A 13546-nucleotide genomic window follows, 5' to 3' on the forward strand; every position below is an offset into this window, starting at 1 on the left:
CGATGCTGGCACTTCTCGCGGCCGTTCTCGCCTTCGTTACCATTGGCTCGGTCGGCTGGGTGCTGGTCGGGGGCGATGACTCGAGCGCCCAGGCGGTCAAGCGCGCCCAGACCTTCGGCGGTCCCAAGGTCGATCAGGCCCGCGCCAAGAAGGCCGCCGCCAACACGCCCGAGGCGCGCCGCAAGCAGATCGTCGACCAGCTGCAGGACGCCGAAAAGGCCCAACGCAAGGCGCGGATGACGTTGAAGGCCCGCATTCGTCATGCCGGGCTGAACATGAATGTCCGGACCTTCTGGATCTTCAGCGGCGGGCTGGGGGTCACGGCCCTGCTGATGAGCCTGCTGTTCGGGCTGAACATCCTGCTGGGCGTGGGCCTGGCCATGATCTTCGGACTGGGTCTGCCGCGCTGGGTGCTGTCCTTCCTCGCCAAGCGGCGCATGAAGAAGTTCTCGAACCTGTTCGCCGACGCGGTCGATGTGATCGTGCGGGGCATCAAGTCGGGTCTGCCCGTCCACGACTGCTTCAAGATCATCGCGCGCGAGAGCCCGGCGCCGCTGGGGCCGGAGTTCCAGAAACTGGTCGAGGGGCTGGGGGTCGGCATGACCCTCTCGGAAGCGCTCAACAAGATGTACGAGCGGATGCCGACGCCCGAGCTGAAGTTCTTCGCGATCGTCATGGCCATCCAGCAGAAGACCGGCGGCAACCTGGCCGAGGCGCTGAGCAATCTGTCGTCCGTGCTGCGCGCGCGGCGGATGATGGGCGAGAAGATCAAGGCCCTGTCGTCGGAGGCCACGGCCTCGGCCGGCATCATCGGCTCGCTGCCGCCGGCGGTGATGATCCTCGTGACCCTGACCACCCCGGCCTACATGATGCTGCTGTTCACCGACCCGCGCGGGCAGTTCATGCTGCTGGTCGCCGTCGCCATGATGACCATGGGCATCTTCGTCATGAAGAAGATGATCGCGTTCAAGTTCTGATGGCCCGGCACCCATGATCCAGTTCCTGACCGATCCCCAGAACCTGCTGACCCTCGGCGTCGCCGTGGCGGCGTTTGCCACCGTCTTCACCCTGCTGTCGTCGATGGGCGGGGGCTCGGGCCTCGACAAGCGGATGAAGGCGGTCGCCGCCCGCCGCGAGGAGCTGAAACGCCGGTCGCGCCAGGCCATTGCCAGCCAGGGGTCGAGCCTTCGCCAGTCGGACGAGGGCTTCAAGAAGCGCGTCGTCGACCAGCTGAACCTGACCAAGCTTCTGGAAGACCCCAAAGTCGCCGAGAAGATGACCCAGGCCGGCTACCGCGGGCCCAAGCCGCTGACGACCTTCTACTTCTTCCGCTTCTCAACGCCGTTCATCTTCATGGCGGTGGTGGCCTTCTACCTGTTCATCTTCAACGACTTCGGCCTGCCCTTCATGACCCGGATCACCGCCGTGATGGCGGCGGCCGTGGCGGGCTTCTATGCGCCCAACCTCTATCTTTCGAACCGGATTTCCAAGCGTCGCACCTCGATCATGCAGGCCTTTCCGGATGCGCTGGACCTGCTGCTGATCTGCGTGGAGTCGGGCATGTCGATCGAGGCGGCCGTGCAAAAGGTCAGCCAGGAAATCGGCGCCTCCTCGATCGATCTGGCAGAGGAACTGACCCTGCTGTCGGCCGAGCTCAGCTATCTGCCCGATCGCCGCATGGCCTATGAGGGTCTGTCGAAGCGGACCAATCACCCGGGCATCCGTTCGGTCGCCACGGCCATGACCCAGGCGGAGACCTATGGCACGCCGCTGGGCGCCGCGCTCCGGACCATGGCCAAGGAAAACCGCGAGCTGCGCCTGTCCGCCGCCGAGAAAAAGGCCGCAGCCCTGCCGGCCAAGCTGACCGTGCCGATGATCCTGTTCTTCCTGCCGGTGCTGTTCATCGTCATCCTGACGCCGGCCATCATCAACATCCAGGACACGATGGCGGCCGGCGGCGGCTAGGTCGCCCGCCGCTTCAGGACTCGGCCAGCGCCTTCAGACGATCGCACATGTCCGTCAGACCGTGCCGGATCGACTTACTGTGCCGGTCCATGAACAGCTCGGCGCGCAGGCCCTGGAAGAGCATGCCGGTCGCGACGATGCATGAGCCCTTGTCGAGCTCCTCTATCTCGAAATAGCGCACGGTGGTGAACAGCCAGCCGCGCTTCTCGACCCAGATCAGCTGGGCCAGCGGCTGCCATTCGGTGACGCGCGCTTCGACCTTGCGGGGGGCCATGTCGGGCCAGGTCTCGGTCAGGGCAAAGGCGCCGCCAAAGGCCAGTTGACCCTCGACTTCGGTCTCATGGGTGTTCCAGCGGGACCAGTGGGGGAAGTCCACCAGAATGTCCCACAGATGCTCGGCGGTGGCCCGGATCCCCACCCGTTGTTCGATGCGTGTGTCCATGACCGGCATGTGCCACGAGATGCGCGGTCTGACTATCCCGAAGCGGTCAGCGGTTGCCCTCTGGCCCGGGCTGGGAGGCGGGGGCAGTGTCCGGCGGCGGGGTCTCGTCCCGATCCGGCAGATCGACAGGACCTGTCCGGAGGACCGGGCTGAGGAAACATCCGGCCAGCGCCAGCGCGCCCAGCAGCACATTGAACAGGAAGGGCGCGGCCTCCATCAGTTCGTAGAGCCCCACGCCAATGATGGGCGGCGCCAGAAAGCTCAGGCCCGCCAGCGACATCATCAGGCCCGCGACGGCGCCCTGCTCATGCGGTCCGACGGACAGCGAGGACCCGGCCGTAAAGCCGGGGCGGGCAAAGCCCACCCCCATCGACACCACCGCATAGCCGACCACCACCCCGAAGAAGCCGGGCGAGGCGATGCTCATCGCATTGCCGATCAGGGCCAGTCCCGCGCCCCAGCGCAGCAAGTCGCGGGGCTCCATCCTGAGCATGGGGATCAGGCCCCACTGGACCATCAGGGTCGCGGCCGCCCCCGCCAGCATGGCCACGCCGATGAAGGGCTGGGCCTGGGCCGGCGCCAGCCCCTCAATCGCCAGTTCGTCGATGACGTGAAAGCCGAGGACCGAGATGTTGATCGCCTGCACGGCCATCAGGGCGATGCCGTACAGCAGATAGTCCTTGATACGCGGATCCCGCCACAGGCCGCGTCCGGGGTTGCGGAGGCTGTCGGTCGGCAGGCGTACGACATCGCCGCTGGGCAGATAGCGCCAGACCGCCCACAGCACGATCGCGCCCATGGCCGCAAAGGCATACATGGGCCCCGCCAGTCCTACGAGCGGAAGGACGAAGAAGGGGGCCAGCGCCGGGCCGATCACCGTGCCCAGGCCCTGGGCCGAAGCCAGCCAGCTCATCGCCTGGGTCCGCTGGGCGGGACTGGTGCGGTCGGCCACATAGGCCTGGGAGGCGATGGGCGCGGCCGATCCGAACAGACCGTAGACGGTGCGGGCCACCACCATCAGGCAGAAGGCGACGATAGCGAGGAGCCAGCCTTCCAATCCTGACGTGGCGGCCAGCCCGAAACCGCTCATCGAGACGATGAAGCCGCCGAGGCCGATCAGGATGACGCGTTTCCGGCCCAGCCGGTCCGACAGCCGCGCCCAGACCGGCGAGGTCAGGGTCCACATCAGGGCCGAGATGGCAAAGGCCCCGGCCACCAGGGTGTCGGACAGTTCGAACGCCCGGCCCAGAGCCGGCAGCACCGACTGCAGCGCCATATTGCCGGCTGCCGCGATCAGGCTGACCGCGAACAGAAGCATGAAGGTGGGGCTCTTGAGGTTCACCCGGTCTCGATAGGCCCGGACGCCGGGGTCTGGCCAGAGCCGGGCCCGGCGGGGGGATCACTTCGTGTGGCCGCAGATTTCCGCCGGCGGCCGTCGGACAGGTTCAGGCCGTCGCGGATTTCGGTCAGGTCGGTGCCGGGCGCGATCACCAGCAGCCGCTCGGGCGTGCGCGCATTGGCGGCCACCACGGCCCCCTTGGGGCACAGATCGAAACACCCGGTCTCGACCACGGCCACGCGGGCCTTCAACCCCTTGCCGGGCTTCAGCCAGCGCTTCAGCGCCTTCCTGAGGCTGCGGTCCTGATCCGGGCCAAAGCCCTTGCGCTTCAGCTTCTTCGTGCATTTGCGGCAGACGAGAACCACGTCCTGCCACTCGGTCTTCGCGGTCTTGATGGGCATGGAACTCGGGGGTGTAGGGCGGGTCAGACGGGGCTGGCGGCGGGTGGTTTCCTTGTCGGATCAGAAACGCCTTCCATCAAACCCTGATGACAGACCCCCGACAAGGGCTCCCGCAAGACGGGCATTGTGGCCGTCACAGGAACAAGGCTACGCTTGCCGGGCGTCCGGCAGCGGGGCCGACACGACAGATATTTCGGGTGTTTTTTGCGGATGACGGAACAGCAGCCCCTGCGAACCCTGGAGCCCCCGACCTACTATGCAAACGTCATAGCCTGGCTTCGCAAGGAAGAGCCTCACGCCTGGGACTGGTCGGCTGCGGCGACCATGGGCCAGCAGGCAAGCGACGTCCGCGACACCATGTTGCGCGATACCTACCGGCTGGAGCCCGCGGGGCATCCGGATGCCTTCGAGGCCTGTCGCACGGCGATGGAGCGGCTGGGCATCGAGGCGCCCTGCACCCTCTATCAAGCCAATGACGGCAGCATGAATGCGTCGCTGGTCTACGTTCCGGGCGAGGTCCATCTGGTCTTCTTCGGGCCCATTCTGGAGAAACTCTCTACCGACGAACTGCTGGCGCTGATGGGGCATGAATTGGCGCACTATCTGCTGTGGTCGATGGACGAGCGCGAGATGTACCGGGCCAACCGCGTGTTCGACCACGCCCTGTCCTATTCCGACGCCAAGCCCGCACACCGCGAGACCGCCCGTCTGCTCAGCCTGCACACCGAACTGTTTGCCGATCGGGGGGCTGCCGTGGCTGCGGGCGCGCCGGGGCCCGCCGTGGCGGTCCTGATCAAGGTCATGACGGGGCTCACCCAGGTGGATCCCGAAGCCTATCTGCGTCAGGCCGAGGAGGTCGAAGGACTGGCCGGCAAGTCCCGCGGGATTTCACATCCCGAGATTCATCTGAGGGCACGGGCCCTGAAGCTGTGGTGGGATGACGACCCGGACCTGCCCCAATGGCTGAAGAAAAACCTGCATGGTCCCCTGTCCATCGAGACCCTGGATCTGCCGGGGCAGGGCAGGCTGACGGGAATGACGCGCACATTCTTGGCCCGGCTTGCGGGCGAGGTCGGAGAGGTCAGCGAGGAAATCATCAGCAGCCTTCGGACCTTCTTTCCGGACTTTGGAGAGGCGGAGGAGCCCCGGCTGGATGTCGCCGACATCGGCGTGGAGCGGATCGACGACCCGACGCGGGACTATTTCATCGCCCTCATGTTCGATGTCGCCATGGCCGACACCGACTCCACGGACGAGGTGATGTTGGCTGGGGCCAGGCTGGCGTCCGAGTTCGGTGCGACCGAGCGCCTCCGGGAAGCGCTTCGCCGTGATCTGAAATGGTCCAAGGCCCGTATCGACAAGCTGATAAAGAAGGCGGCCGCGGAATGACACCGGGAGGGGCAGACGTGGACGGACCGGCCTCTGAAGTCCCGGGCAACCGCACCCTGGGCGAGGTTCTCGGGGCGGGCGTCTGCCTGCGACCGGATGACCTTGTGCATGCCATGTCCGGTCTGCTGGATCAGGTGGCCGGCTTGCATGCCCGGGGCCGGGTTGCCCGCATTTCGGCGGGTTCGGTGGTCGAGCAGAAGGACGGCCAGCTCGCGCTTGCGGACCCCGGCGGCATGGCGCCGAAGGACAATCTGGACGCCATTCTGGCCCTCCAGCCGCAGGTCTCCAGCGCCCTCAAACTGGTCGGCAACTACCGGGTCACACATGATGAACAGGTCGGCACCTCGGTAGACGATCTGTCGGTCCTGGATGGCGACGATCCTGAGATTTCCAGCCCCGTTTACCTCACGCGGTTCCGCACGTGGGAAGCGGAGCTGGGCCACCACGACGAGATCACGGATGTCTTCCAGCTGGGTCTTGTCATGGCCTGCCTGGCCTGTGGTCTGGACCCGGACGAGCCCAGGGACCTCGAGCGCTTTTCCCTGAACCGCCAGAACCTGTTCGCCTTGGCAGCCGGCCTCCATCCGGTAATCGCCTCGCTGATCGTCGAGACGACGGAACTGAACCGGCACGAGCGTGCCAAGGACGTGGCTGAACTGGCCCAAAGGCTCCGGACATGGCGGGACCAGCCCACCGGGATCGAGGTGGAGCGGGTGCTGGCGGAGGCGCGGGGTGTGCCCGGCCGCAGGACCGCCGTCCTGTCCCATCTGCGCGACCGGCTGTTCGACCTTTCGCGCCGGAACCGCCTGATCCACTTCCGCTCCACCCAGGGCTCCATCAACCTCACCGACGCCAGCATGCCGATCGTCATGCGTCTTGAGAGCGTCCGTGCGGACTCGCTCTGCACCTGGCGGGGGGCGTTCGCCGACGACGTCCTCAGCGGCAAGGCGGTTCCGCTCAATCGATGGCTACGGTTCGAGGACCAGCCCCAGATCCCGTCACAGCTGGACCGGATCATCCAGGAAAATCGGCGGAACCGGAATGAGTACGGATTTTCCAGTCTGCGCCTGACCGTCGCCTTCCTGCACTGGCATAACCTCAAGGAAGCGCCCAACGAACGCATCAGCTCGCCCCTGCTGTGGCTTCCGGCGGAGGTGGTCCGGCGAAAGGGCGTTCGGGACCAGTATGTCCTGACCTGTGCCGAGACCGTGGCCGAATTCAACCCGGCCCTGCGGCATATGCTGCGCCAGCTGTACGGCATTGAGCTGCCCGAGACGGTCGATCTGGCAAAGGCACCCCTTTCGGCCGTTCACGAAGCGATCCGCACCCAGATTCACGACAGTGAACCGGGGGTCCGGTTAGAGCTGCAGGAGCGCCCGCCCATCCGGCTGATCCTGCAGCGGGCGGTGCAGCGGGTGAACAGCTTCAATCGGCGGCGGTCGGGGGCGCGGGCAGCAGTCTCTGCGCGGCTCGATTTCAGCTACGCGCGGGACGACTACCGACCCCTGGGGCGCGCGCTGTTCGAGAAGTTTGTAAAGCCCGGCGCCTTGCCACAGCGCCTTGCCGCGGGCGGGGCCATGCCGCTCAAACAGGACTATGCGGTCGCCGAAACCGAGCAGGCGGCCTATGGAACGGCAGCGGGCGAAGGCCACAGGTTCTCCTGGGAGATCGATCTCACCCAGGTGACGCTAGCCAACTTCAACTACAAGAAGATGTCGCTGGTTCGCGACTACAATGCGCTGATCGAGGCGCCGGAGGCGCAGCCCGGCTTCGACCAGGTCTTCTGCATCGACCCCAAACCCTTCGTGGCGGAAGCGCCACCGCCGATCCCGCCGGCGGATCAATGGGGCGTCGTGGCCAGTGACGCGACCCAGGACCAGGCGGTCGCCTTTGCCCGGACCGGTCGCAGCTGCATCATCCAGGGCCCACCGGGGACGGGTAAATCCCAGACCATCACCAACCTGATCGCGGACTTTGTGGGGCAGGGGAAGCGGGTGCTGTTCGTGTGCGAAAAGCGCGCCGCGCTCGATGTCGTCTACCACCGCCTGGCCCAGGCCGGTCTGGATGGTCTGGCGACGCTCATCCACGATTCCCAGGACGACAAGAAGGCCTTCATTGCGGACCTGCGCGCGCACTACGAAGCTTGGGGGCGCAACGCCGACGGGCTCGACGAAACGACCGGCAACCGGGAGCGGATGGTCGCGGCCCTCGAGGAGCATCTGGCCCAGATCGGTGTCTTCGAGGCCGCAGTGGGCCTTGGCGCGCCGGACGGCAATCCGCCGCTTCGCGATCTGGTGCGGCGGGCGGCCATGTTGCCGGCACCGGCGAGCAGCGTCGGTCCGACGGACCGCGAAGCCTTGCCCGACCTGGCCCTGTGGGACGCCCATCGCGACTTGGTCCAGCGGGTGTACCGGGCGATGCAGGAGGTTGTCGGGGCGAGCAGTGTCGCCGCCCACCCCATGGCCCGGCTGAAGGGTGATCTGCTGATGCAGGACCGGCCCTATGCTGCCGTCGGGGCCGCGGTCGATGCCGCCGATGGCCAGTTGCAGCGGCTGGACAGCCTTCTGGAAGATCCGTCTGTTCCCCTGACGGGCCACACCTCGCTTCTGGAAGCGGAGGCGATGACGGCGCTGGCCCGGCGCCTCGTGGCGACCGGCCTCGTCGGGGCCCCGGCCCTGCTGGATCCCCTGTCCGCAGAGTCGACCAAACTGGAGGGCGACCTCGCTGCGTTGTCCGGGTCGGAGGCTGCTGTGGCCTCGGCCGCCCTGGCTGCATCGGGCTGGAAGGACCCGCTGGACGCCGGCGATACCGCCGCCGCCCTGGATCTGGCCAAGTCCAGGGAAGGCTCGCTTTTCGCAATCTTCAGCAGTCCCTGGCGCGGGCTGAAGTCGACGGTCGCGGCACGCTATGACTTTGCCGTTCACGCCGTGAAGCCAAAGATCACGAAGGTCCTCGAAACGCTCAATGCCCTTCACGAGGCGCGAGCGCGACTGGGGGCGGCACGGGCGGCGCTGGAGCAGCGACTGGGGACATCCGACCTGGACGGTCTGGTCGCCCTGCGTCGGGAACTGCTCGACGATACCACGAGCGGAGCGGTCGCCTCGGTGGCCGCCCTTGCCCGGTCCGGAGGTGGGGCAGCGGCCTTGATGCAGATGGCGCGTCATGCGGCCGGTGTGGCCGACCTTCGGGCCATCCTTGAAACGGCGCTCGATGCGCCGCAGGCCCTGAGCCTCGACGAGCTGGCCGAGCTGGTGCGGGACCTGCGCGAAAGCCTGGATGACCTGCCGGACCTGCTTCCGCATCTGTCGGTGCTTCATGGCGCGCCGGCGGCTGTCGCCCGTGCCGTGACACGGTTGCCCCTGCCGCTTGCCGGGGTCGAGGCGCTGATTGTCGACGAGGCCATTGCGGCGCGCGAGCGCGCCAATCCCGACATCCGTCGCTTTGACATCGATCGGCTGATCGCCGTCTCGCGCCGCGCGACCGTCGCGCGTGAAGCTCTCAGAGGCCTGAACTCGGCGGCCATCCGCGCAAGGCGCCAGCGCCAGTTCCGGGACCGGGTCAAGGTGTCGGAAACCTCGGTGACCCAGCTGGACACGGCAGGGCGGGCGTTCAAGAAGACCTATGCCACCGGGCGTCGCGAGCTTGAGCACGAGTTCGGCAAATCCATGCGCCACAAGTCCATCCGGGAATTGGCCAGCGGTGACAGTGGGCGGGTGGTGAACGACCTCAAGCCCGTGTGGCTGATGTCTCCGCTCTCGGTGTCCGACACACTGCCGCTCGAGCCCGACCTCTTTGACGTGGTCATTTTCGACGAGGCCAGCCAGATTCCCACCGAGGACGCGGTGCCCGCCCTGTGCCGCTCACGCCAGGTACTGATCGTCGGCGACGAGATGCAGCTTCCGCCGACCAGCTTCTTCGCCACCGCCCAGTCGGACGACGAGATGGCCGTTGAAGCGGAGGAGGACGGGGAACGGATCGCCATTGTGCTGGACGCAGACAGCCTGCTCAGTCAGGCGGCACGCAACCTGCCGGCCACCTTGCTCGCCTGGCACTACCGCAGCCGGTTTGAAGCCCTGATCAGCTTCTCCAATGCGGCCTTCTATGCGGGGGAACTGGTCACCATTCCCGACCGGACCCTCCGGCCCCGTCACGGGGCGGCCACGGCGGTGTCCTCGACCGACTCAGAGGCGTGGAAAGAGGCTGCCGACCGCCTGCTGACCGCGCCAATCACAACCCACCGGATCGCCGACGGCGTGTATGAGCGCCGCGCCAATATGCCGGAAGCGCGGTTCATCGCCGGCCTGGTGCGGGACCTTCTGGCGCGAAAGACAGGGCAGAGCATCGGCATCGTCGCCTTCTCCGAGGCCCAGCAGTCGGAGATCGAGGATGCCCTTGACCGGCTGGCCTCCGACGATGACGCCTTCGCCGCCGCGCTCGCCCGCGAGGTGGAGCGGGAAGAAGACGGGCAGTTCGTCGGCCTGTTCGTCAAAAACCTTGAAAACGTCCAGGGCGACGAGCGCGACATCATCCTGATGAGCGTCTGCTATGCGCCAGGGCCGGATGGCCGGATGGCCATGAATTTCGGACCGATCAACCAGCGCGGGGGCGAAAAGCGGCTGAATGTCATTTTCAGCCGGGCCCGACGCCACATGGCGATCGTTTCGACCATCGCGCCCGAGGCCATCACCAATGTTCACAATGACGGCGCCCGGGCCCTGCGCAGCTTCCTCGCCTTTGCCGAAGCCCAGTCCAGCGGAGCCGAGGAGTCGGCCCAGGCGGTTCTGGCCGGGCTGAACCCGGATGCGGCCCGAACCTTCGACACCCCGCCGCCACCCGACCCGGTGCGCCGCGCGATCGCCGAGGCCCTGAAGGCCCGGGGGCATGAGGTCCACGAACATGTCGGCGGGGCCAGTTTCCGCTGCGACATCGCCATCGTCGATCCTTCGGGCGACGCCTACGCCCTGGGCATACTGCTGGACCGGACCGGAACGGACAGCCGGGGTCTGGAGGAACGGTTCGTGTTCCGGCCCGGGATTCTGCGGTCCTTTGGCTGGCGCGTCATCGATGTGCCGGTCACCAGCTGGCTGCGCGGACGCAGTGCGGTGATCGACCGGATCGAGGCCGAGTTGCGCCGGTCGAGCTGGGACCTGGCCGACAATGATCCGCTCGCGGGCGTTGCCTTGCCGCCGATTCCCGAAAGCCCCGTGGCTTCCGGACAGGTTGAACCCGAACCGGTACCCCAGGTTGAGGCCGTCGACCCGACCCCTGCGACCGGCATGACGGAGTACCGGTTCGTCGCGGGGACCTCGAACAAGTTCTGGCGGATCGGCATGGATGGCTGCACTGTGGTGGTCGAGTACGGTCGGGTGGGGACGAAGGGCCAGCGGGTGGTCAAGACGTTCGAGGACGAAGCGCGCGCCCGGCGCGAGGTGACCAAGCTGACGCTGGAAAAGACCCGCAAGGGCTATGAGGAATTCGCAGGGGGCTGACGGATGCTGGAATACATCAGGTGCGTGGCGGCAACGTCCGGTGTGGTTGTGGCGCTGGCGATGGCTGCGGCCGGTCCTGCGAAGGCGCAATCCGTGGAACCCGCCCGGATCGAGGCGGCGGTCGAGGCGGTGATGCCCGATGTGGTCCTGTGGCGCCGGGATTTTCACCAGAATCCCGAGCTGGGCTTTGCCGAACATCGCACGGCCGAAGTGATCGCCGACCATCTGCGTGGGCTGGGACTGGAGGTCCGGGTCGGCGTCGGCAAGACCGGGGTGGTCGCCATTCTGCGTGGGGGCCGTCCGGGCCGGACCGTGGCGCTTCGGGCCGATATGGACGCCCTGCCGGTCGAGGAGGCGACGGGCCTGCCGTTCGCCTCGACCGCGACCGGGACCTATCAGGGACGCACCGTGCCGGTCGCCCATGCCTGCGGCCACGACGCCCATATCGCCATGCTGATGGGCGCCGCCGAAGTGCTGGCCGGCATGCGTGACCAGATTTCCGGCACGGTCGTCTTCATCTTCCAGCCCGCCGAGGAAGGGGCCCCTCCGGGCGAGCCGATGGGCGGGGCGGCGCTGATGATCGCCGAAGGGGCGCTGGACGATCCCCGGCCCGAGGCGATCTTCGGCCTGCACGTCGTGCCGGGCCTGCCGGGCACGATCTTCTATCGGCCCGAAGGTTTCATGGCGGCGTCGGACCGGGTCGACATCGTCCTGTCAGGGCGCCAGACGCACGGGGCCTGGCCTTGGAAAGGCATTGATATCATTGCCGTTGCCGGTCAGGTGGTGGAGACGGTCAATACGCTGACGGCACGTACCGTCGACCCGACGGCGACGCCGACTGTCTTCACCATCGCCACGATCGAGGCGGGGGTGCGCTACAACATCATCCCGGACGAGGCACGGCTGAGCGGGACTCTGCGCACCTTCGACGTCGCCCAGCGGGACGATCTGGTGGCGCGGGCCGAGGCGGCCATCGGCCACGTCGCCGAAGCCTATGGCGCGACGGCGGAATTCTCGGTCCGGCAGAATGCGGCGCTGGTCTATAACGACCCGGCGCTGTCGGCCTGGCTGGCCCCGGTTCTGGAAGAGGCGGCGGGCGAGGGGCAGGTCAATCCGGCCGTGCCGCCGACCACGGTGGCCGAGGATTTCAGCTACTACCAGCGTGAAATTCCGGGCGTTTTCTATCACTTGGGGGCCAGCGCCGCAGGGGTGGACCCGGCGACGTCGGCGCCCAATCACTCGCCCATGTTCGACGTGAACGAGGACGTGCTGATCGTGGGCGTGCGGGCCCATGTGCTGACCGCACTGAGGTTCCTCGAACAGTAGGGATTTCAGGTGGTTCGGGCGAACCAGGTGCGGATCACGGCGGCGTAGATTTCCGTCAGGGATTCCAGCTGGTTGACCGGCACCTGCTCGTCGATCTGGTGCATGGTCTGGCCGACCAGACCCAGCTCCAGCACCGGACATAGCGCGCGGATGAAGCGGGCGTCGGAGGTGCCGCCGCTTGTCGAGCTTTCGGGCCGGATACCCTCGACACCCTCTACGGCGGCCTCGACAGCCTCTACGAGCGGACCGCGGTCGGTGAGGAAGGCATCGCCCGAGCACAGATGCTCCAGCGTGATCGCCAGACCGGTCTCTGAGGCGACCTCGGCGGCCTGATCGTCCAGCCATTTTGACAGGGCGTCGCCCGTATGGGTCGGGTTGAAGCGGATGTTCAGCCGGGCGGTCGCCTCGGCCGGAATGACGTTGGAGGCCGGATTGCCGACGTCAACGGTGGTGATTTCGAGGTTCGAGGGCGGGAACTCGGGATAGCCCTCGTCCAGATGGGCCTCGGCCAGACGGTTCAACAGGCGCACCAGCACCGGCACCGGATTGGCGGCCCGGTCGGGATAGGCGACGTGGCCCTGACGCCCCTTGACGGTGATCCAGCTGTTCAGCGAGCCGCGCCGGCCGACCTTGATCATGTCGCCGAGGCGTTGGGAGGAGGAGGGCTCGCCCACCACACAGGCGTCGATCCGCTCGCCCTCGGTCCTGAGTTGCTCAACGACGCGCTTGGTGCCGTGCAGGGCCGGGCCTTCCTCATCGCCGGTGATCAGGAAGGACAGGGAGCCGGGCACGCCGCCCTCGGCCAGCACGCGGGAGACGGCGGTGACCCAGCAGGCGATGCCGCCCTTCATGTCGACCGCGCCCCGGCCGAACAGCACGCCATCCCGGACCTCGGCGGCGAAGGGATCGTGCGACCAGGCGGCGACCGTGCCGGTCGGCACGACGTCGGTGTGGCCGGCAAAACAGAGGTTCGGCCCCTCGCTGCCCAGCCGGGCATACAGGTTAGGCGTGCCCTCGAACGGCAGGTCGCGACAGGTGAAGCCCAGCCCTTCCAGCGCTCCCTTCAGTGTCGCCATCGCCCCGGCATCGACGGGGGTGACCGACGGGCTGCGGATCAGGTCGCGGGTCAGGGCGACGGGATCGATCAGGTGGGCTGGTCTTGTCATGAGGCCATGCTTTAGGAGGTGTCAGGACC

General features: G+C 67.1%; 9 protein-coding genes. 5 read left to right on the forward strand and 4 right to left on the reverse strand.

Going from position 1 to position 13546, the window contains the following annotated elements; translation table 11 throughout:
- Positions 1-2 precede the first annotated feature (2 nt).
- On the forward strand, positions 3-977 hold the full coding sequence (locus LC068_RS12850) for a type II secretion system F family protein (protein WP_226637804.1): 975 nt from the start codon (positions 3-5) through the stop codon (positions 975-977).
- 13 nt (positions 978-990) lie between these two features.
- Positions 991-1965 (forward strand): type II secretion system F family protein, encoded by a 975-nt coding sequence (locus LC068_RS12855; RefSeq protein WP_226637806.1) that lies wholly within the window; start codon positions 991-993, stop codon positions 1963-1965.
- A gap of 13 nt (positions 1966-1978) precedes the next feature.
- Here the strand turns inward: LC068_RS12855 and LC068_RS12860 are convergent, their stop codons facing one another.
- The 3 genes from LC068_RS12860 to LC068_RS12870 are packed head-to-tail and all read right to left on the reverse strand — an operon-like array spanning position 1979 to position 4147.
- Positions 1979-2407, reverse strand: a complete 429-nt coding sequence (locus LC068_RS12860) for an SRPBCC domain-containing protein (protein WP_226637808.1) — start codon at positions 2405-2407, stop codon at positions 1979-1981.
- A gap of 46 nt (positions 2408-2453) precedes the next feature.
- Positions 2454-3725: an MFS transporter gene (locus LC068_RS12865; protein ID WP_404825219.1), complete on the reverse strand. Its 1272-nt coding sequence runs from the start codon at positions 3723-3725 to the stop codon at positions 2454-2456.
- Positions 3726-3745: 20 nt separating this feature from the next.
- On the reverse strand, positions 3746-4147 hold the full coding sequence (locus LC068_RS12870; protein ID WP_226637814.1) for a hypothetical protein: 402 nt from the start codon (positions 4145-4147) through the stop codon (positions 3746-3748).
- A gap of 210 nt (positions 4148-4357) precedes the next feature.
- Here LC068_RS12870 and LC068_RS12875 point away from each other — a divergent pair, with 210 nt between their 5' ends.
- Genes LC068_RS12875 through LC068_RS12885 form a run of 3 tightly spaced genes read left to right on the forward strand, consistent with a single transcriptional unit; the run spans position 4358 to position 12351 of the window.
- The gene (locus LC068_RS12875; RefSeq protein ID WP_226637815.1) at positions 4358-5536 is read left to right on the forward strand and encodes a M48 family metalloprotease; all 1179 of its coding nucleotides are present in this window, start codon (positions 4358-4360) and stop codon (positions 5534-5536) included.
- A 17-nt stretch (positions 5537-5553) separates the two neighbouring features.
- The gene (locus LC068_RS12880) at positions 5554-11025 is read left to right on the forward strand and encodes an AAA domain-containing protein (protein WP_226637817.1); all 5472 of its coding nucleotides are present in this window, start codon (positions 5554-5556) and stop codon (positions 11023-11025) included.
- A 3-nt stretch (positions 11026-11028) separates the two neighbouring features.
- Entirely contained in the window at positions 11029-12351 is a 1323-nt protein-coding gene (locus LC068_RS12885; protein WP_226637818.1) for an amidohydrolase, read from the forward strand.
- Between the two features lie 5 nt (positions 12352-12356).
- On the opposite strand, the gene dapE is transcribed toward LC068_RS12885, so the two are convergent.
- On the reverse strand, positions 12357-13517 hold the full coding sequence (gene dapE, locus LC068_RS12890; protein ID WP_226637819.1) for a succinyl-diaminopimelate desuccinylase: 1161 nt from the start codon (positions 13515-13517) through the stop codon (positions 12357-12359).
- Positions 13518-13546 lie beyond the last annotated feature (29 nt).

Source organism: Brevundimonas poindexterae, from assembly GCF_020524625.1.
In the GTDB taxonomy this organism is placed as follows: Bacteria; Pseudomonadota; Alphaproteobacteria; order Caulobacterales; family Caulobacteraceae; genus Brevundimonas; species Brevundimonas poindexterae_A.